Genomic DNA, 18,809 nt, shown 5'->3' with positions numbered 1-18,809 from the left:
AAAAAATGACTTTAAAAGAACAAATTTTAAATGATATCAAAGAGGCAATGAAACAAAAAGATGATTTTAAAAGAGATAGTTTAAGAACTCTAAATGCAGCTTTTAAACAAATAGAAGTGGATGAAAGAATAGAATTGGATAATGAAAGAATTTATAAAATCATTGCAAGTGAAATCAAAAAACGCAAAGACGCAATCGAACTTTATCTTAAGGCAAATCGTGAAGATTTAGCACAAAAAGAACAAAATGAAATAAGACTTTTTGAAACTTATTTACCTAAACAACTAAGTGATGAAGAATTAACTCTAGCCTTAAGGCAGCTTATAAAAGAATTGAATGTGCATTCCTTAAAAGAACAAGGTTTGGTGATGAAAGAGGCTAAGGTGAAATTTGGCGCGAGTGTTGATGGCAAAAGACTTAATTTAGCACTTAAAGAGCTTTTACGATAATTTTTTGGAGTTATTATGAAAGAGTTAAGCGGTTCTGCAATGATTTGCGAGGCTTTAAAAGAAGAGAATGTTAAAATTGTTTTTGGCTATCCTGGAGGTGCTGCGCTTAATATTTATGATGAAATTTACAATCAAAAGTATTTTAAACATATTTTAGTACGTCATGAACAAGCAGCTTTGCATGCTGCTGATGCTTACGCAAGAATGAGCGGAGAAGTTGGAGTGGCTATAGTTACAAGTGGACCAGGCTTTACAAATACTATTACAGGTCTAGCTACTGCTTATAGTGATTCTATCCCTTTGGTATTGATTTCAGGGCAAGTAGCAAATTCTCTTATTGGTACAGATGCTTTTCAAGAAATTGATGCAGTAGGTATTTCAAGACCTTGCGTGAAGCATAATTATTTAGTTACTTGCATAGAAGAGTTTCCACGCATTTTAAAAGAGGCTTTTTATATAGCAAGAAGCGGTAGACCTGGGCCTGTACATATAGATGTACCAAAAGATGTGAGTGCAACTTTGGGACTTTGGGAATATCCTAAAGAAATTTCTATGAAAACTTATAAGCCCGTTTATAAGGGTAACTCAAAGCAAATTAAAAAATTTGCAGAGCTTTTAAAAGAAGCAAAAAGACCTTTATTTTACTTGGGTGGAGGTTGTATCAGTTCTAATGCAAGTGAGCAAATCAGAGAGCTTGTAAAATTCACAAAAATTCCAGCGGTTGAAACCTTGATGGCACTTGGAACTTTAAGAAGCGATGATATTTTTAATCTCAAAATGGCAGGCATGCATGGAAGCTATGCAGCCAACATGGCTTTAAGCGAGTGTGATTTGCTTGTGAGTGTAGGAGCGAGATTTGATGATAGGATTACAGGAAAAACAAGTGAATTTGCTAAACATGCGACTATAGTTCATGTTGATATTGATCCTAGTTCTATTTCAAAGATTATCAATGCACATTATCCTATAGTAGGAGATATTAAAGAAGTTCTTAAAGAGCTTTTAGAAGAGCTTAAAAAGGAAAATTTTAATACAACTTTTAAAGAATGGCATGAAACTTTAAAGCGTTATAATGAACTTTATCCACTTTCTTATAAAGATAGCAATGAGGTTTTAAAACCACAATGGGTGATTGAAGAATGTGCGAAAATGGCTCCTGATGCAAGGATTATTACCGATGTGGGTCAGCATCAAATGTGGGTAGCGCAGTTTTATCCTTTTAATCATCCGAGACAACTTGCAACAAGCGGAGGGCAAGGAACTATGGGATATTCTTTACCTGCTGCTTTGGGTGCAAAGCTTGCTGTGGGTGAAGAAGTGGTGATTAATTTCGTAGGCGATGGATCAGTTTTAATGAATATCCAAGAGCTTATGACTGCTCATGAGTATGGTATAAAAACTATAAATATTATTTTAAATAATGCCTTTTTAGGTATGGTAAGGCAGTGGCAAAGTATGTTTTATAAAGAGCATTTTTCACAAACAGATCTAAGCACTCAGCCTGATTTTACCAAAATCGCTCAAGGTTTTGGTTGCGAAGGTTATGAAATTTCAAGTAAAGAAGAATTTATTCAAGCTTTTAGTCAAGCTTTAAAAAGTGATAAAACCTCTCTTTTAAATGTAAAAATTGATCGCTTTGAAGATGTTTTACCTATGGTGCCTGCAGGTGGTGCGATTTATAATATGATTTTACCAAAGGCAAAGGATAGACAATGAGAAGGGTTTTATCGGTAATTGTTTTAAATGAGCATGGGGTTTTATCGCGTATAGTAGGACTTTTTTCAGGAAGAGGTTATAATATTGACTCGCTTACAGTAGCACCTTTGGAAAATAAAGAATTTTCGCGTATTAATATAGTCACTTCAGGAAATGAAAGAACTTTTGAGCAGATAGTCAAACAACTTCATAAGCTTATCCCTACTTATAAGGTGATAGAGAGTGAAGAATTTATTGATAAAGAAATGGCTTTGGTGAAAATTCCTTTAAAAGAAAATTTAGGTGGTTTTGATGCCGTTTTGAAAGCTTATAATGGTACTATTGCAAATAGCAATGAGAATTTTTTGTTTTTAATGGTTGTTGATGATGCAAATCGCATTGATAATTTTTTAAAAACAATTAAAAAATACAATCCTAGTGATATAGTTCGCAGTGGATCTGTTTTGATGGAGATTAAATGAAATTAAGTGAAATAGCAGAATTTTTAAGTTTAGAATATAAAGGTGAAGATGTAGAAATCAGTGCTTTAAATTCTTTATTGAAAGCAAATTTTACAGAGCTTACTTATTGTGATGGTGAGAAAAATACCAAAGATATACCTCACACAGGAGCTGCTGCTATTTTAGTATCTAAAGAATATGAAAATTTAGTACCTAAAGATACTAAAGCTTTGATTACTCAAAGTCCACATTTAAGTTTTGCTTTTTTAAGCAAGCTTTTTGCTAAACCTTTGATAAGCACAGCTAAAGAAAAAGTACAAAATATTGCAAAAAGCGCAAGAATCATGCCTAATGTTTATATAGGTGATAATGTAAATATCGGTGAAAATGTAATCATTATGGCAGGGGCTTATATCGGTGATAATGTCAGCATTGGTGATGAGAGTATTATCCATCCTAATGTAGTTATTTATAATGACACTAAAATCGGTAAAAAATGTCATTTGCTTGCCAATTGTGTAATAGGAAGCGATGGTTTTGGTTATGCACACAATAAAAATGGTGAACATTATAAAATTTATCATAATGGCAATGTGATTTTAGAAGATTTTGTAGAAGTAGGGGCTTGCACGACTATAGATAGAGCAGTTTTTGATAGTACTATTATCAAAGCAGGCACTAAGGTAGATAACCTTGTTCAAATCGGACATAATTGCAATATAGGTCAAAATTGTATCATTGTGGCGCAAACTGGAATTTCAGGTTCAAGTGAACTAGGACGTAATGTTGTTATGGGTGGGCAAAGCGCAACGAGTGGACATTTAAAAATAGGCGATTTTAGTACTATAGCTGCAAGAGGCGGTGTGAGCAAAAATTTAGAAGGTGGGCGTGTTTATGGTGGTTTTCCTATCATGCTTCAAAAAGATTGGCTAAAACTTCAAGCTAAAATAGCGATAAATTTTAAAGAAAAATCACAAGATTAATATTGCATCGCCATAAGAGTAAAAGCGATATTTTTCTTTTATGGCGAGTTCATAAAGTTTTAAACACTGTTCTCTACCGATAAAAGCTGAAACTAGCATGATAAGTGTAGATTTTGGTAAATGAAAATTAGTTAAAAGATGATTTTGTCTTATAGGTGGGTTTTGCGGGTGTAAAAAAAGATCACAAAAACCACTTTTTGTTTTAGTTCTTGCATAATATTCTATAGTTCTTGTTACTGTTGTTCCTACGCCTAAAATAGCTTGTTTAGAATCTATAATTTCACATGCTTGCTGCGGAATATTAAAAAATTCGCTATGCATTTTATGCTCTTGTATATTTTCACATTCCACGCTTTTAAAGGTTCCAGCTCCTACATGTAAGGTTAAATGATAAATTTCGTGTTTTTTTCTTAAATTTTCAAGCATAGTCTCACTAAAATGTAAACTTGCAGTTGGAGCAGCCACTGCTCCTAAATTTTTAGCAAAGATACTTTGATAGTCTTTTAAGTCATTTTTTTCATCTTTTCTTTTAATATAGGGTGGTAAAGGTATATGCCCTATCTTGTCAAGCAGGTTGTAAAGACTTTCAGTATTTAAAATTTTATCATTTTGAAAAAATTGGATTTTGCGAAGACCATCGTCTAAGAGTTCTACAACGCGTGCTTTTAAATCCTCTTTAAAATATAAGAGTTCATCTTTTTTGACACGTCCTTTAATTTGTACTAAAAAAAGTAGCTCTTGAGAATTTAACAAAGGTTGATGTAAGAAAAGTTCTATTTTTCCTCCGCTTATTTTATTTCCATAAATTCTTGCTTTGATAACTTTGGTATCATTGAAAAAAATCGCACAGTTGGGTAAAAAGTCTTGTAAATTTTTAAAAGTAGTGTGAAAAATTTCTTTGTTTTTGCGGTTAAAAACCAAAAGTCTAGCGTCTTCTTTCGGGTTTGCAGGATAGTTGGCTATGAGTTCATCGGGCAAGGTGTAATCATAGCTTGAAAGAAGTAAGTCTTTATTCATCACTTTCTTTATCTTTTGTGGCAGGATTTACCTTTTGAACAATTAAAATAGAAAGTCCATAAAGTCCGCAAAGTGGTCCTGCCATTAAAAATTGAGATAAAACATCAGGTGGAGTCATAAAGGCTGAAAAAACAAAAATAACTAAAACAGCTATGCGAAAATGGCGTTTTAAAAAACTATCATCTATAAGTCCGATTTTAGCAAAGAAAAAGGCAATTACAGGCATTTCAAAAGCTAAGCCAAAAGCCACAACAACTTTTGTAAAAAAATCTACATAAGTTCCTATGGTAATCACAGGATTAAAATCTTCATTTAAACCAAAATTAATCAAAAATTTAAAAGCTAAAGGTACTACAACAAAATAGCAAAAACAAGCTCCTAAAGCAAACATAATGCTTGCAAAGCTAACAAAAGGCACCACAAGGCGTTTTTCATTATCATAAAGTCCTGGAGCTATAAATTTCCAAAATTGCCAAAAAATTACAGGTAGAGAAAAGATAAAGGCTGCAAAAAAACTAACTTTCATTGCAGTAAATAAGGCTTCTTGTACTTCAATCACATTCACATGTTTGGCTACTTCGGGTAAAACAGCTATAAGTGGAGCTTTTAAAATATCTAAAATATAGCTTCGTAGAGCAAAACATACAATAAACATAACTACAATGCAAGCAACGCTTATAAAAAGGCGTTTTCTAAGTTCTATTAAATGAGGTCTTAATTCTTCAAACATTTATTTTTCCGTTTTATCTTGTGTTTCTAATTTACTAAGATTTGGCTTTTCTTCTGTATTTAAATTTTTTCCAATAGGATTATTTTTATCATCTCTGCTATCAAAGGTTAAATCTACCTTTGTTTTATCTAAAATATCTCTTTTAAGGTCATCAAATTCTTCAAAGCTAAGTTTTTTGCGTATATTTTCATTAGTGCTTGAAAATTCATCTTTGTATTTTTTAGCTTCTTCTTTTAAGTCATTGATGCGTATTTCTTTTTCTATGCTTGATTTTGCATCATCTATGTTGCGTTTTACAGCCTTTAGAATTTTTGCTATTTGTACTATAGCTTCTGGAAGTTTATCGGGTCCTAAGACTAAAATCGCTACAACTAAAATAACTATAATTTCACCAAAACTCATTAATCATTACTCTTTGAAATTTGATATTTTAAATAAATATTTTACTTAAAAAACTTAAATTTAAGATGAGAGATATAAAGCAAGTTCATCGCTAATGAGAAAATTAGGATTAAAATATCTTTTATTTTTGTAAAAAAGTTTTTTTTCTTTTAATAATATATTTATTTTGTCTTTTTGCCATTGATTGAGTTTTGTTTCATCAATCCCTACTATACTCCTAAGTCCCAAAAATAGGTGCTCTAAATTCAAGTCTTTAGAATTTAGTTGCTCTATAGATCTAAAAGTAGGATTTTTTATATAATTGTTTAAATTTTTTGCTGTATAAAAACGCTTATTTTCATAAAATCCTACTGCACTTAATCCACAAGCTAGGTAGTTTTTTCCTTGCCAATAAGCAAGATTATGTTTGCAAATTTGAGATTTAGTTTTTGAAAAATTGCTGATTTCATATTGGAAAAAACCAAGTTTTGAGAGTTGTTTGATAAAAAATTTCATTAAATTAGGAGCATTTTTTTTAAAATGTTCTTTTTTGGCAAAGGCTGTGTTTGATTCTATGGTTAAATTATAAGCGCTAAGGTGTGTGATTAAAGCCTTGATTTGTTTTAAGTGTAAGAGTTCAAATTCAAGCATTTTTTTATTGTCTAATTTCGTATCGTAAATAAGATCTAAATTGATATTTTTAAAACCTACTTTATTTGCATTTTCTAATGCTTTGATAATTATTTCTTGATTGTGAATTCTTCCAAGAAAGTGAAGTTTTTTAGGATGAAAACTTTGAGCTCCAAAAGAAATACGATTAACTCCTAGATTTTTCATATTTTTAAGCCAATTTAATGTTGCTGAGTTGGGATTAGCTTCGCATGAAATTTCTACATTTTTATCTAGTAAGGAATGTAAAATTTTAAAAATATCTTCATAATTATACGCATCGACACAACTTGGAGTTCCTCCGCCTATAAATAAGGTTTTAATTTGATTTGATTGAATGTTGAATTGTTTTAATTGAAAAATAATATCTTCTTTTAAAGCCTGAAAATAGGCTTTTTCATAATCATTTTTTTTCAAACTTGTAAAAGCGCAATAATTACATTTGCTTTCACAAAATGGAATATGGATATAAAAATGCATAAAAATCCTAAAATATTTTATTAAATTTTTAATGTATTTTAATAAAAATTTGATTTGATTTAGGTTAAAATCATATCCTTGAAATTTAAGGAAAAATATTGTGGAAAACGAGAAAAATTATAGACCAAATGTTGCAGCTATTGTTTTATCAAGTTCTTATCCTTTTGAGTGTAAGATTTTTATAGCTAAAAGAAGTGATATGGATAATATTTGGCAATTTCCACAAGGAGGCATTGATAAAGGTGAAAGTGCCAAAAACGCTTTATTTAGAGAACTAAAAGAAGAAATAGGCACCGATGAGGTTGAAATCATTACTGAGTATCCAGAATGGTTGAGTTATGATTTTCCGAGTAAAATTGTTAAAAAAATGTATCCTTATGATGGGCAAATTCAAAAATATTTTTTAGTGCGTTTAAAACATGGTGCTACAATCAATATCAATACCAAGTATCCTGAATTTGATGATTATCAATTTGTGAGTGTTAAACAAATTTTTGAAATGATTAATCATTTCAAAAAAAATATTTATGTTAAAGTGATCAAATATTTTGAAGAGAAAGGTTATATCTAAAATGCTTATAGTTCAAAAATATGGTGGAACAAGCGTTGGAACACTTGAGCGTATCGAAGCAGTAGCTAATAGGGTTATCCAAAGTGCGCAACAGGGTAATCAACTTGTTGTTGTAGTATCTGCAATGAGTGGGGTGACAAATATTCTTATCGAGCAAGCTGAATATTTTAGCAAAACTCCTAATGGTAAGGATATGGATATGCTTTTAAGTAGTGGAGAGCGTGTAACAAGTGCTTTGCTTTCTATTGCTTTAAATGAAAAGGGTTATCCTGCTATATCATTTTCTGGAAGAAAAGCAGGAATTATTACGGATAGTGTTTTTACAAAGGCAAGAATTCATCATATTGATACAAAAGCGATAAAATCAGAACTTCAAAATGGTAAAATAGTCGTTATAGCGGGTTTTCAAGGTGTAGATGAGGAAGGTAATGTAACTACCTTAGGGCGTGGTGGAAGCGATTTAAGTGCTGTGGCGGTAGCAGGTGCCTTAAATGCGGATTTGTGTGAAATTTATACCGATGTTGATGGGGTTTATACAACAGATCCAAGAATTGAACCAAAGGCAAAGAAATTGGATAAAATTTCTTATGAAGAAATGCTTGAACTTGCAAGTTTGGGTGCAAAAGTTTTGCAAAATCGCTCTGTAGAGCTTGCAAAAAAATTAAATGTTAATTTAGTAACTAGAAGTAGTTTTAACAATAACGAAGGAACAATGATAACAAAGGAAGATGGAATGGAACAAGCTTTAGTAAGTGGTATTGCTTTGGATAAAAATCAAGCAAGAGTAACTTTAAGAAATGTAGAAGATAAGCCTGGAATCGCAGCTGAAATTTTTTCTGTTTTAGCAAATGAAAATATTAATGTAGATATGATTATACAAAATGTTGGAGTTGATGGTGCTACAAATTTGGGTTTTACGGTTCCTCAAAATGAACTTGAATTAGCCAAAAATGCTATGCAAAAAATTTTAAGCTCAAAAACAACTATAGAAAGTGATAGTGCTGTAGTAAAAGTTTCTATAGTCGGCGTAGGCATGAAGTCACATTCAGGAGTGGCAAGTAAAGCTTTTAAAGCTTTAGCTGATGAAGGGATTAATATCGGTATGATTTCTACTAGTGAAATAAAAATTTCGATGATAGTTCATGAAAAATACGGAGAGCTTGCAGTTAGAGCACTACATGAGTGCTACGGACTTGATAAATAAATGAGTGATTTTTTAAGTTTTACCCTTGAAAATATCCGCAATGGCGGAGCTTTTATGGCATGGTTAGAGTCGCGTCGTTTAGAATGGGCTCCTTTGATGGCTGCAAGACTTAAATATCTTTTAGAGGGACGCACTTTTGTCTTAATGTGCGATGAACAAAGATCTTGGTATGAAGAGTATTTTTTAAAAAATATAAATTCAAAATCCGCTCGTCCCATGCTTCCTTTTGTGTCGTTAAATTCTTTATGCAAGAAGAAAGTGCAAAGTTCAGAAGATATAGCTTTGCTTAATGACTTGCTTGACATTTCTTTTCCTAATGGTTATGTGTATTTTTATATAGGAAGTGCTTCTGATAATAAATCTTTAATCGCTAAATCAAGAGATGATAGTTTATTGTGGCTTTTTGATGAGCAGTTACAAGATAGTTTTTATTTAAATTCTAAAGATAAAGACTTGGATATCAAGCTTATTAGTTTATATCAACTTTTTGATGTAAGTTTGGATGCAATATTATTTTCCAAGGTGCAATTAGGATAAATATTTTGTTTATTAGTAAGATTATTATCAGTGAAGATTTTTTGGGTATTAAAGAAGAAATGATTCATAATTTTGGTATGAAAAAATTAAGATTTTTTATGCCTCAAAATGAGTTTTTACTTGATGATGCAAGAGCAGTTGAAAAAGAAAGTTATATTGCAGAAACTGAAGAAAAAATTATTGTTTTAATGGCAGATTCTTATAGGATAGAAGCACAAAATTTTTTACTTAAACTTCTTGAAGAACCTCCAAAACATATTAAATTTCTTATCGTAGTACCTTCTAAAAATTTACTTTTACCTACTATAAAATCACGTCTTATTTGTGAAAAAAGAAAAGTTGAAAAGGAAGTTAAAAAACTTGATTTAGATCTTAAAAGAATGGATTTAAAAATGCTTTTTGATTTTTTACAAAAAAATGAAAATTTGGATAAAAATGAACTTATGGATCAAATCGCATTACTTGCTAAAGAATGTGTAAAATATAAAGATTTTAATGCTGAAGAATTAGAGTTTTTTTATGAAAGCTATGAGCTTGCAAAATTAAATTCTAAAAGCGGGGTGCTTTTGGCTACTCTTTTGCTAAATTACTATACAAAGAAATAAAATGAAATTTTTTAAAATCAATCCAAATACTGATTTTAATCTACTTTGTTCTTTTATAAACCCTCATAAAATGGGACAAAAGATCATGAGTGAAAAAACAAAAACTCATTATATTTTAATTAAAGATATTTCTACTCCTGCAGCAAATATTTTAAAACAAGATGCTTTAAGAGTAGGAGCTGAGCTTATTACTCATAAAGAAGTAATTACTGCAAAAATCACTCGTTCAAATGCACTTTTAATGGCAAATAAAGAACAAATTCAAAAGCTTATTGCTAAAGAAAAACTTCAAGATTTTGGACTTAAAAATTTGGCTCTTTTTTTGCAAAAAGATTTTTTAAAACCGAAAAAAGCTGAGCTTATGGCGGTTATTAATGTCAATGAAGACAGTTTTAATGCAAAAAGTCGTGTGAGTGAAGAAGACTTTGAAAAAAGGCTTAATGATTTTCTTGTTTTAGAACCTGAGTATATCGATATAGGTGCGGTAAGCTCAAGACCTGGGAGTGAGTATTGTGGTAAGGAAGAGGAATTTAGAAGGCTAAAAAAAGTACTTGATTTAATTTATGAAAAAAATTATTATGAAAAAGCAATTTTTAGTTTAGATAGTTTTGATGAATATTGTCTAGAATATGCCTTAAATAAGGGTTTTAAACTCATTAACGATATTACAAGTTTAAGAAATCTTAATTTAGCTAAACTTGCAAGTAAATATCAAGCCAAGTATTGTTTAATGCACATGCAAAACAATCCAAATAACATGCAAGATAATCCTTTTTATGAAGATTTGCTCGATGAGATGACTTTGTTTTTTAAAGAAAAACTTGAACTTTTAGAAAGTTTTGGAGTAAAAGAAAGTATTTTAGATGTAGGTATTGGCTTTGGAAAGAGTGCGGAGCATAATATGATTTTAATCAAACACTTAGAACATTTTTTACAATTTAACAAACCTTTGCTTATAGGTGCAAGTCGCAAAAGTGTGATTAATGTGTATTTTCAAAGTAAGATTAAAGATCGTTTAGCGGGAACTTTGTATTTGCATTTAAAGGCTTTTGAAAATGGTGCTAGTATTATAAGAGTGCATGATTTATATGAGCACAAACAACTTTTTGCTTTAGCACAGGCAATGGATAATATAGGAGTTTAGATGAAAAAAGAAGAGTATTTAGAAAAAGTTGCTTTAGCAAATTTGTGGATGAGGGCATATTATGAAAAAGATGAACCTTTGGCTAGCGATGAAGAGTATGATGCTTTAATCAGAGAATTAAGAGTTTTTGAAGAACAAAACAAAGATGAAATTTCAAAAGACTCTCCAACACAAAAAATAGCTCCTATCATACAAAGCGAGTTTAAAAAAATAGCTCATTTAAAGCGTATGTGGTCGATGGAAGATGTGTTTGATGAAAAGGAGCTAAGAGCTTGGGCAAAACGCGCAAAATGTGAAAAAAATTTTTTTATAGAGCCTAAATTTGATGGGGCAAGTTTAAATTTACTTTATGAAAATGGTAAGTTAGTAAGCGGTGCCACTAGAGGTGATGGTGAAGTGGGTGAGGATATAACGTTTAATGTTTTTGAAATAGAAAATATACCTAAAAGTATAGCTTATAAAGACAGAATAGAAATTCGTGGTGAAGTAGTGATTTTAAAAGATGATTTTGAGAAAATCAACGAAAAAAGAGCCCTTTTAAATCAAAGTTTATTTGCTAATCCACGCAATGCTGCAAGTGGGAGTTTAAGGCAACTTGACACAAGTATTACTAAAGAAAGAAATTTAAAATTTTATCCTTGGGGGGTAGGAGAAAATACTTTAAATTTTAGCAAACATAGTGAAGTGATGAATTTTGTTAGAGAGCTTGGTTTTTTAAAAGATGATTTTATAAAGCTTTGTACTAATTTAGATGAAGTTTTAAAAGCTTATGGTGAGCTTTTAGCTCTAAGAGAAAAAAAGCCTATGATGATGGATGGAATGGTGGTAAGAGTAGATGATCTTGAACTTTGTAAAGAGCTAGGTTATACAGTGAAATTTCCAAAATTTATGGCCGCTTTTAAATTTCCTGCACTTGAAAAAACCACACGTTTAATGGGGGTAAATTTACAAGTAGGAAGAAGTGGTGTGATTACTCCTGTGGCAGTTTTAGAGCCTGTAAATTTAGATGGAGTTGTAGTAAAATCAGCCACACTTCATAATTTTGATGAGATTGCAAGGCTTGATGTTAAAATCAATGATTTTGTAAGCGTGATAAGAAGTGGTGATGTCATACCTAAAATTACTAAGGTTTTTAAAGAACGCAGACAAGGTTTGGAAATGGAAATTTTACGGCCTAAACTTTGTCCTACTTGTCAAAGCGAACTTTTAGATGAAGGAACCTTAATAAAGTGTCAAAATATTGATTGTGAAGATAGACTTGTAAATTCTATCATTCATTTTGTTTCTAAAAAATGTCTTAATATAGAGGGGCTTGGAGAAAATATCGTAGAACTTTTATACAAACACAAAAAAATTACTACACTTGAGAGTATTTTTCATTTAAAATTTAGTGATTTTGAAGGTTTAGAAGGCTTTAAGGAAAAGAAAATCAAAAATCTTTTAAATGCTATAGAACAAGCCAAAGAATGTGAGCTTTTTCGTTTTATTACAGCTTTAGGGATAGAGCATATTGGTGAAGTTGCGGCTAAAAAGCTAAGTTTGAGTTTTGGTAAAGAATGGCATAAACAAAATTTTGAAACTTATGTAAATTTAGAAGGTTTTGGAGAGCAAATGGCTTTAAGTCTTTGTGAATTTACGCGTGTTAATCTTATAAGAATTGATGAGTTTTATAAACTTTTAAATTTGAAAGTAGAGAAACTTGAAGTAAAAAGTGATAGTGTGATTTTTGGTAAAACTTTTGTGATTACAGGTACTCTTTCACGTCCAAGGGATGATTTTAAAGCTTTGATAGAAAAATTTGGAGGCAAGGTAAGTAGCTCTGTTTCTAAAAAGACTGATTATGTGCTTTTTGGGGAAGAATCAGGCTCTAAACTTAGTAAAGCTCAAGAACTTGGAGTAAAATGTATAGATGAAAGTACTTTTAATGGGCTTATTGAAGAATAGTTTTTATGTTTTAACATTGCTTAGTCTTTTTGCTTTTTTGCTAACTTGGCAAAGAAGTGTTTTTTCTTTATTTTTTTTACTTCCTATTTTTTTAACACTTTTTTGGGAATTTTTCCTATTTCTAAAACTTAGAAAAAATATCATTAAAGAAGCTACTTTAATCAAAGGGAGTTTGTTTTATCGTATTAGTATGGGGGATTTTTTTCTTTATATTTTTAGTTTTTTCTTGGCGATTTTTGGACTTAATTCTTTATTTTTAAATTTTTTAAGTCTTGAAAAAATTGATTTTATTTTTATATTTATAATTTTACCTTTGTTGATGATATTTTTTAAAAAAGAGTTGCATTTACAATTTGTAGATAATGCTTATAACGATTTTAGAATAGTTATTATCGCTAGTTTTTTTACGGCTTTGTTTTATGCGTTTTGTGGGCTTTTTTTTTCATACAATGAATTTTTAAATTTGGAGCTTTTTTCTGAAAAAATCATCACTTATAAGAGTGCTTCTTTTATTTATTTTGATTTTTTATCTGAATTTTTATATTTTATTTCTAATTTAAAATTTTTTGTTTTTTCTTATTTTGGAAATTTAACTTTTAAAATTTTAAATTTTATTTTTAATTTTTTTAATTTTTTTATGTTTTGTTCTCTTTTAGCCTTTGTTTTTAATTTTGTTTTAAAAATAAAGTTAAAAGTAATAGTTTTATTTTTATGTTTTATTATGGTTTTAGGAAATTATTTTTTAAGAGAACAAAGAAATAATGTTTTAAAACCTGAACAAGAGCAAGTGCTTTTGTGGATGAATAATTTTGATTTTTTAAAAGATAATAACTTAAGCTTAATTCAAAAAGAAAAAGACCTCTTGAAAAAAGATCTTAAAGAACTTAAGCAAATTTTTAGAAAAAATGCTTTTGAAATAGGTATTTGGTGGTTTTCTAAAGAAAAAGAGGATTTAGAAAAAAGAATTAATGAGAGTTTAAAATGAGATTTGATTTCTTTGTTTCAAAACGTTTAAATATCAGTAGAAATAAAGCCTTAGAGCTTATAGAAAATAAAGAAGTTTTGCTTAATGGCAAAAGTTTTAAAGCTTCTTTTGATATAAAAAATTTTTTAGAAAATTTGCTAAAAAAGCAAGATTTAAGTCCAGAAGAAATTTATTTATCTAAAGAATTAAATTTAGAACTTTTGAATGAAATTTATGTTTCAAGAGCAGCTTTGAAACTAAAAAAATTTTTAGAAGAAAATAATATTGAAGTTAATCATAAAAATTGCCTTGATATAGGATCTAGCACAGGTGGTTTTGTGCAAATTTTACTTCAACATAATGCTTTAAAGATTACTGCACTTGATGTAGGAAATCAGCAGCTTCATACAAGTTTAAGAAACAATGAAAAAATAATTTTATATGAAAATACAGACTTAAGAGTTTTTAAAAGTGAAGAAAAATTTGAACTTATTACTTGTGATGTGAGTTTTATTTCTCTTATTAATTTGCTCTATTATATCAATAAATTAGCTTTAAAGGAGATTATTTTACTTTTTAAGCCACAGTTTGAAGTGGGAAAAAATATCAAAAGAGATAATAAAGGTGTTTTAAAAGATGATAAAGCAATTTTAAAAGCAAGAATGAATTTTGAAAAAGAATGCACTAAATTAGGTTGGATTTTAAAAAGTATGCAAAAATCACGTATTAAAGGAAAGGAAGGTAATATTGAATATTTTTACTACTATGTTAAAAACTAGTATTACTTCTTTGGCTATAGGTTGCTTTGATGGTATGCATTTAGGACACTTAAAGCTTGTAAAATATTTAGATGAAAATGGGGTTTTGCTAGTAATTAATAAATTTAAAGGTAATTTTCTTTGTTCAAATCATCAAAAAGAAGAAATTTCAGGAAAAAAAATTATAGAAGTAGATTTTGAAAGTATAAAATCTTTAGATGGTAAAGATTTTTTAAACTTTTTAAAAAAAGAATTTACCAATTTAAATTTTATAGTAGTGGGTTATGATTTTTCTTTTGGAAAAAATAGGGCTTATAGTGCTAAAGATATCGAGCTTTTAAGTGGGATAAAAACTGTAATAGTTGATGAATTTAGAATAGGCGGAGTAGGTGTTCATGCAAGTTTAATTAAGGATTTTTTATCAAAAGCAAATTTGCAAAAAGCAAAAGAATTTTTAGGAAGAAATTATAGTATTAAAGGAAAAATAGTTAAAGGACAAGGTTTGGGTTCTAAAGAACTTTTTGCAACTATAAATTTAGACTGCAAAAGTTATTTTCTACCTCAAAATGGTGTTTATGCTACTTTATTAAAAAGCCAAAAAAAAATTTATAAAAGTGTGAGTTTTTTAGGTATAAGATCAAGTGATGAAAATTTTGCTATAGAAAGTCATATTTTAGAAAAATTAGATGAAAATTTTACATATGGAGAATTTTTGGAGCTTGAATTTGTAGCTTTTTTGAGAGAAAATCAAAAATTTCAAGATTTAAAAAAACTTAAAAATCAAATCACCAAAGACATAAAACAAGCTCAAATTTTATTAAGGAAAAATGATGAAAGATGAACTTTTTAAACAAAGCCCTAAAAAACAGTTTGAATTTGATAAAAGTGTAGCCAGCGTTTTTGATGATATGATCAATCGCTCTGTGCCATTTTATAAAGAAAATTTAGAACTTTGCGGTAATTTGCTGGCTAAAATTTTACCTACAAATGCAAGTATTTGTGATTTGGGTTGTTCGAGTGCTAATTTTTTGATTTTTTTGGCAAATTTGAGAAAAGATTTTAAACTTTTTGGCGTGGATAATTCTACTTCTATGCTTGAAGTTGCAAAGTCAAAAACTAAGGCTTATGGGCTTGATATAAATTTTTTTGAAGCTAACTTATGTGAATTTGTTTTTTTTACTTGTGATGTTTTTATAGCAAATTATACTATGCAGTTTATTCGTCCCCCTAAAAGACAAGAATTGCTTGATAAAATTTATAAAAATTTAAATTCTAAAGGTATTTTAATTATGAGTGAAAAAATCCTTTATGAAGATGCATTTTTGTCTAAAAATATCATAGAACTTTATGCAGACTACAAGGAAAAACAAGGCTATTCTAAGTTTGAAATTGCAGCTAAAAGAGAAGCTTTGGAAAATATTTTAGTTCCTTATAGTCAAAAAGAAAATTTAAATATGCTAGAAAAGGCAGGCTTTAAGAAAATAGAAAGCATTTTTAAATGGGCAAATTTTGAAACTTTTGTAGCTTTTAAGGATTAGAATTATTTTCATCTTCCCATTCATCTTTTGGAAAACCTACTTTATAAGCATTGACACAATCTTGACTGATAATAGCTTTGTGTCTACATTCTAAACTTCTTTTTTTTGCTTCTTCAGGGTGATTTTGATAATATTCTACACTTTTGGTTTGTTCGCATGCTGTAAAAAATATACCAATAAGGCTTAAAAAAAGAGTTATTTTCATGGTAATTTTTCCTGTGTTATATTAACATCATCACTAAAAATAGAACTTTGATTGTTTTCTGTTGTTTTGGAGGGATAAATTTCAGAAGGTGTTTCTGCTATAGGTGGCAGTATAATACTTTCATTATTTTCTGAACTTTGGTTAATATCTTTTGTGATTTTTTCTTTTTTTAAATCATTTTGTTTTAAAGCTTCTAATATCTGATTATCAGATTTTTTTGGTGTGTTTGGACTGTATTTACTCTCTTCATTTGTCGGCTTAACACCAACTTTTAATGCATTAATACAATCTTCGCCAAGAGTTCCGTTTTCTTTACATTCTTTCGCTTTTTCTTTTGCTTCGCTAAGATGATTTTTGTAGTAATTTTCTGTTTTGCTATCGCAAGCTGTTATATTAATAACTATTAAAATCGTAAGTAAAATACTTAGTCTTCGCATTTATCAATCTCCTAAAATTTTTAATATCTTAGCAAACTTGTATAAAGCAACGATAAATTATTTTTCTTCATTGTAAGAAAAAATAGGTAAAGACCATTGATATTTAATAGCCAAAAGTCTTGCAACAACCCCTATGAAAAGAGTTAAAAATGTGCAAATTAGGGCATTAAGCTCAAGCCAAATTATGAGTAAATAATAGATTGCTCCTGCAATTATGGCGATTCCTGCATAAATTTCTTTTTGAAATACTAAAGGAATTCTCATACATAAAATATCTCTTAAAATTCCACCAAAAACACCAGTGATTACAGCAGCAGCAACAGCGATAATAAAACCATGATCTTGATCTATAGCTATTTGAGCACCGAGTATGCTAAAAACAACAAGTCCTATAGCATCAAGAGTTAAAAATAAAGTTTCAAGTTTGGTTACTACGCGCGGAATTTTTGTGGCTATAAGGGCGCAAAAACAGATTAAAATAATATATTCAGGGTGCTTAACCCAAGTTAAAGGATAATGTCCTAAAAGCACATCTCGTATGCTTCCGCCTCCAATTGCTGTTACGAGAGCAATAAAAATTACTCCAAAAAGATCCATTCTATGACGTCCTGCAGCTAAAGCCCCTGTCATTCCTTCTGCTGAAATACCTATGATGTAAAGGGTAGTTATGGTAAGAGTATTTATTTCCATAAAATTTATACCTTAAAATTTATCGCAATTTATTTGATATTTTTGAATATTTTCATCATTTACTTCGTGGTTTGGCACTTGATAGCATTCTTTAGATTTTGGAGTTTTGATAATTTTGATATAAAAACTTGGTATAGCAATATGATTTTTAATGTATTTTGGTTCTTTATCATAAAGTATTAAATTTAAAACTTCGATGCTTTGAAATTTTAAAGCTAAAATTCTTTCTCTTTGTTCGATTTCATTCCAAATTTTATTATTTATTTGTGCATTTTGGGGGGTGATATTACTCATTAAAAATACTGAATTTTGAGCAGCTTTACTAAAGCTAAAAGAAGCATTGGGTGCAGTGTGTCCACGTGTGTAGCTGCTATTTTTATAATCACTCCAAGTAGTGCGGTATTTTTTAGGTATATTTGTATCATCTTCAAAGCGTGGGCGTTTTTTGATTTGTTTGTCCTTTAAATTTGAAGCTTTTACTTTATAAGCAACGGCTTTTGTACCTTTAAGTTTGTAATCATAACAATTTATATAATAGAATTTATCTAAAATTTGCGAGCAATTTATATTATTAAAATAAGAAGAAAAATCAGCGCTAGGCTTATAAGGTTCTAAGGCAAAAATATTAAGAGAGATGGCAAGCAAAAAGATAAAAATTTTCATTTAAATTCCTTGATCTTTACTTTTGCAAAGATGATTTAAAAAACACTCTTTACATAAAGGTTTTTTAGCTTTACAGGTATAGCGTCCAAAAAGCACCATAGCTTGATGAAGGTAGTTAAGATTATCTTTAAATATACGTGTTAAATCCTCTTCTGTAGATTCTGGAGTTTTTGCTTTGCTAAGTCCTAAGCGGTGAGAAACTCTAAAAACATGAGTATCTACAGCCATAAAATTTGCTCCGCACCATTCAATTAAAACTACATGAGCAGTTTTTTGTCCTACACCAGCTAAAGATTTTAGTTTTTCTTCTTCAAGGGGAATTTCTCCATTAAAATTTTCACAAACTGCTTTTGCCATTTTTATAAGATTTTGTGCTTTATTATTGAAAAATGAACAAGTTTGTATATAAGTTTTAAGACTTGATAAATTGGCATTCGCAAGAGTTTTGATATCAGGATATGCTTTAAAAAGATTAGGAGTGATAAGATTAACCCTTTTATCAGTGCATTGAGCCGATAGCATCACACAGACTAAAAGTTCATAAAGATTTGAAAATTTAAGTTCTGTTACAGGTTTGTCAAAATGTTTTAAAAAAAGTTCTTTGATTTCTAAATTTCTTTTCATTTTTTAATTTTAGTTAATTAGCTTTAAACCAAGTTTAGATATAATAATTTTATATACATT

General features: G+C 29.5%; 22 protein-coding genes and 1 pseudogene. 14 read left to right on the top strand and 9 right to left on the bottom strand.

The window, feature by feature from the left end; genetic code table 11:
• Positions 1-5 precede the first annotated feature (5 nt).
• Genes ACOTU8_RS03290 through lpxD form a run of 4 tightly spaced genes read left to right on the top strand, consistent with a single transcriptional unit; the run spans position 6 to position 3,588 of the window.
• Positions 6-449 carry a GatB/YqeY domain-containing protein gene (locus ACOTU8_RS03290; protein WP_422341786.1) on the top strand — a complete coding sequence of 148 codons (444 nt, stop codon included), beginning with the start codon at positions 6-8 and terminating at the stop codon, positions 447-449.
• Between the two features lie 15 nt (positions 450-464).
• Positions 465-2,165: an acetolactate synthase large subunit gene (ilvI, locus tag ACOTU8_RS03285; protein ID WP_422341785.1), complete on the top strand. Its 1,701-nt coding sequence runs from the start codon at positions 465-467 to the stop codon at positions 2,163-2,165.
• On the top strand, positions 2,162-2,626 hold the full coding sequence (gene ilvN / locus ACOTU8_RS03280) for an acetolactate synthase small subunit (protein WP_422341784.1): 465 nt from the start codon (positions 2,162-2,164) through the stop codon (positions 2,624-2,626). Before ilvI ends, ilvN begins: the two co-directional genes overlap by 4 nt.
• Positions 2,623-3,588, top strand: a complete 966-nt coding sequence (gene lpxD, locus ACOTU8_RS03275) for a UDP-3-O-(3-hydroxymyristoyl)glucosamine N-acyltransferase (protein WP_422341783.1) — start codon at positions 2,623-2,625, stop codon at positions 3,586-3,588. Before ilvN ends, lpxD begins: the two co-directional genes overlap by 4 nt.
• On the opposite strand, the gene queA is transcribed toward lpxD, so the two are convergent.
• The 4 genes and pseudogenes from queA to hemW form a co-directional block, all read right to left on the bottom strand.
• Positions 3,577-4,605, bottom strand: coding sequence for a tRNA preQ1(34) S-adenosylmethionine ribosyltransferase-isomerase QueA (queA, locus tag ACOTU8_RS03270; protein ID WP_422341782.1), 1,029 nt, complete (start codon positions 4,603-4,605; stop codon positions 3,577-3,579). The genes lpxD and queA overlap by 12 nt on opposite strands.
• Positions 4,598-5,335 carry a twin-arginine translocase subunit TatC gene (gene tatC, locus ACOTU8_RS03265; RefSeq protein WP_422341781.1) on the bottom strand — a complete coding sequence of 246 codons (738 nt, stop codon included), beginning with the start codon at positions 5,333-5,335 and terminating at the stop codon, positions 4,598-4,600. The genes queA and tatC overlap by 8 nt, the downstream gene beginning before the upstream one ends.
• Positions 5,328-5,737: pseudogene (tatB, locus tag ACOTU8_RS03260) on the bottom strand (Sec-independent protein translocase protein TatB). The gene tatC and the pseudogene tatB overlap by 8 nt, the downstream one beginning before the upstream one ends.
• A 60-nt stretch (positions 5,738-5,797) precedes the next feature.
• Positions 5,798-6,865, bottom strand: coding sequence for a radical SAM family heme chaperone HemW (hemW, locus tag ACOTU8_RS03255; RefSeq protein WP_422341780.1), 1,068 nt, complete (start codon positions 6,863-6,865; stop codon positions 5,798-5,800).
• Between the two features lie 100 nt (positions 6,866-6,965).
• Between hemW and nudH the strand changes: the two genes are divergently transcribed.
• Genes nudH through cmoA form a run of 10 tightly spaced genes read left to right on the top strand, consistent with a single transcriptional unit; the run spans position 6,966 to position 16,130 of the window.
• A complete protein-coding gene (gene nudH / locus ACOTU8_RS03250; protein WP_422341779.1) occupies positions 6,966-7,436 on the top strand; it encodes an RNA pyrophosphohydrolase in 471 nt (156 codons plus the stop codon).
• 1 nt (position 7,437) lies between these two features.
• Positions 7,438-8,640, top strand: coding sequence for an aspartate kinase (lysC, locus tag ACOTU8_RS03245; RefSeq protein WP_422341778.1), 1,203 nt, complete (start codon positions 7,438-7,440; stop codon positions 8,638-8,640).
• The gene (locus ACOTU8_RS03240) at positions 8,641-9,177 is read left to right on the top strand and encodes a HobA family DNA replication regulator (RefSeq protein ID WP_422341777.1); all 537 of its coding nucleotides are present in this window, start codon (positions 8,641-8,643) and stop codon (positions 9,175-9,177) included.
• Positions 9,178-9,182: 5 nt separating this feature from the next.
• Positions 9,183-9,782, top strand: coding sequence for a DNA polymerase III subunit delta' (locus ACOTU8_RS03235; RefSeq protein WP_422341776.1), 600 nt, complete (start codon positions 9,183-9,185; stop codon positions 9,780-9,782).
• Position 9,783: 1 nt separating this feature from the next.
• Positions 9,784-10,926 (top strand): dihydropteroate synthase, encoded by a 1,143-nt coding sequence (gene folP, locus ACOTU8_RS03230; RefSeq protein ID WP_422341775.1) that lies wholly within the window; start codon positions 9,784-9,786, stop codon positions 10,924-10,926.
• A complete protein-coding gene (gene ligA / locus ACOTU8_RS03225) occupies positions 10,927-12,870 on the top strand; it encodes an NAD-dependent DNA ligase LigA (RefSeq protein ID WP_422341774.1) in 1,944 nt (647 codons plus the stop codon).
• Positions 12,851-13,855 (top strand): hypothetical protein, encoded by a 1,005-nt coding sequence (locus ACOTU8_RS03220; protein WP_422341812.1) that lies wholly within the window; start codon positions 12,851-12,853, stop codon positions 13,853-13,855. Before ligA ends, ACOTU8_RS03220 begins: the two co-directional genes overlap by 20 nt.
• Complete coding sequence (gene tlyA, locus ACOTU8_RS03215; RefSeq protein WP_422341773.1) at positions 13,852-14,613, top strand: 23S rRNA (cytidine-2'-O)-methyltransferase TlyA; 762 nt, start codon at positions 13,852-13,854, stop codon at positions 14,611-14,613. Before ACOTU8_RS03220 ends, tlyA begins: the two co-directional genes overlap by 4 nt.
• Complete coding sequence (locus tag ACOTU8_RS03210; RefSeq protein ID WP_422341811.1) at positions 14,579-15,433, top strand: bifunctional riboflavin kinase/FAD synthetase; 855 nt, start codon at positions 14,579-14,581, stop codon at positions 15,431-15,433. Before tlyA ends, ACOTU8_RS03210 begins: the two co-directional genes overlap by 35 nt.
• Complete coding sequence (cmoA, locus tag ACOTU8_RS03205; RefSeq protein ID WP_422341772.1) at positions 15,420-16,130, top strand: carboxy-S-adenosyl-L-methionine synthase CmoA; 711 nt, start codon at positions 15,420-15,422, stop codon at positions 16,128-16,130. Before ACOTU8_RS03210 ends, cmoA begins: the two co-directional genes overlap by 14 nt.
• Here the strand turns inward: cmoA and ACOTU8_RS03200 are convergent.
• From ACOTU8_RS03200 to nth, 5 genes are read right to left on the bottom strand one after another with little or no spacing between them, the layout of a single operon-like run.
• Positions 16,120-16,341: an EexN family lipoprotein gene (locus ACOTU8_RS03200; RefSeq protein WP_422341810.1), complete on the bottom strand. Its 222-nt coding sequence runs from the start codon at positions 16,339-16,341 to the stop codon at positions 16,120-16,122. The two genes, cmoA and ACOTU8_RS03200, sit on opposite strands and share 11 nt — an antisense overlap.
• Positions 16,332-16,772, bottom strand: a complete 441-nt coding sequence (locus ACOTU8_RS03195; RefSeq protein ID WP_422341771.1) for an EexN family lipoprotein — start codon at positions 16,770-16,772, stop codon at positions 16,332-16,334. Before ACOTU8_RS03195 ends, ACOTU8_RS03200 begins: the two co-directional genes overlap by 10 nt.
• 57 nt (positions 16,773-16,829) lie before the next feature.
• Entirely contained in the window at positions 16,830-17,462 is a 633-nt protein-coding gene (locus tag ACOTU8_RS03190) for a trimeric intracellular cation channel family protein (protein WP_422341770.1), read from the bottom strand.
• A 12-nt stretch (positions 17,463-17,474) separates the two neighbouring features.
• Entirely contained in the window at positions 17,475-18,125 is a 651-nt protein-coding gene (locus ACOTU8_RS03185; RefSeq protein ID WP_422341769.1) for a DNA/RNA non-specific endonuclease, read from the bottom strand.
• Positions 18,126-18,749, bottom strand: coding sequence for an endonuclease III (gene nth / locus ACOTU8_RS03180; protein ID WP_422341768.1), 624 nt, complete (start codon positions 18,747-18,749; stop codon positions 18,126-18,128).
• Positions 18,750-18,809 lie beyond the last annotated feature (60 nt).

The organism is Campylobacter jejuni (assembly GCF_049221745.1).
Lineage (GTDB): Bacteria > Campylobacterota > Campylobacteria > Campylobacterales > Campylobacteraceae > Campylobacter_D > Campylobacter_D jejuni_E.
This window is presented reverse-complemented; position numbering and strand designations above follow the sequence as displayed.

Coding starts and splice junctions, on each gene's coding strand:
- ACOTU8_RS03290 (WP_422341786.1), top strand. CDS start 6: ATGACTTTAAAAGAACAAATTTTAAATGATATCAAAGAGGCAATGAAA.
- ilvI (WP_422341785.1), top strand. CDS start 465: ATGAAAGAGTTAAGCGGTTCTGCAATGATTTGCGAGGCTTTAAAAGAA.
- ilvN (WP_422341784.1), top strand. CDS start 2,162: ATGAGAAGGGTTTTATCGGTAATTGTTTTAAATGAGCATGGGGTTTTA.
- lpxD (WP_422341783.1), top strand. CDS start 2,623: ATGAAATTAAGTGAAATAGCAGAATTTTTAAGTTTAGAATATAAAGGT.
- queA (WP_422341782.1), bottom strand. CDS start 4,605: ATGAATAAAGACTTACTTCTTTCAAGCTATGATTACACCTTGCCCGAT.
- tatC (WP_422341781.1), bottom strand. CDS start 5,335: ATGTTTGAAGAATTAAGACCTCATTTAATAGAACTTAGAAAACGCCTT.
- hemW (WP_422341780.1), bottom strand. CDS start 6,865: ATGCATTTTTATATCCATATTCCATTTTGTGAAAGCAAATGTAATTAT.
- lysC (WP_422341778.1), top strand. CDS start 7,438: ATGCTTATAGTTCAAAAATATGGTGGAACAAGCGTTGGAACACTTGAG.
- ACOTU8_RS03240 (WP_422341777.1), top strand. CDS start 8,641: ATGAGTGATTTTTTAAGTTTTACCCTTGAAAATATCCGCAATGGCGGA.
- folP (WP_422341775.1), top strand. CDS start 9,784: ATGAAATTTTTTAAAATCAATCCAAATACTGATTTTAATCTACTTTGT.
- ligA (WP_422341774.1), top strand. CDS start 10,927: ATGAAAAAAGAAGAGTATTTAGAAAAAGTTGCTTTAGCAAATTTGTGG.
- ACOTU8_RS03220 (WP_422341812.1), top strand. CDS start 12,851: ATGGGCTTATTGAAGAATAGTTTTTATGTTTTAACATTGCTTAGTCTT.
- tlyA (WP_422341773.1), top strand. CDS start 13,852: ATGAGATTTGATTTCTTTGTTTCAAAACGTTTAAATATCAGTAGAAAT.
- cmoA (WP_422341772.1), top strand. CDS start 15,420: ATGATGAAAGATGAACTTTTTAAACAAAGCCCTAAAAAACAGTTTGAA.
- ACOTU8_RS03195 (WP_422341771.1), bottom strand. CDS start 16,772: ATGCGAAGACTAAGTATTTTACTTACGATTTTAATAGTTATTAATATA.
- ACOTU8_RS03190 (WP_422341770.1), bottom strand. CDS start 17,462: ATGGAAATAAATACTCTTACCATAACTACCCTTTACATCATAGGTATT.
- ACOTU8_RS03185 (WP_422341769.1), bottom strand. CDS start 18,125: ATGAAAATTTTTATCTTTTTGCTTGCCATCTCTCTTAATATTTTTGCC.
- nth (WP_422341768.1), bottom strand. CDS start 18,749: ATGAAAAGAAATTTAGAAATCAAAGAACTTTTTTTAAAACATTTTGAC.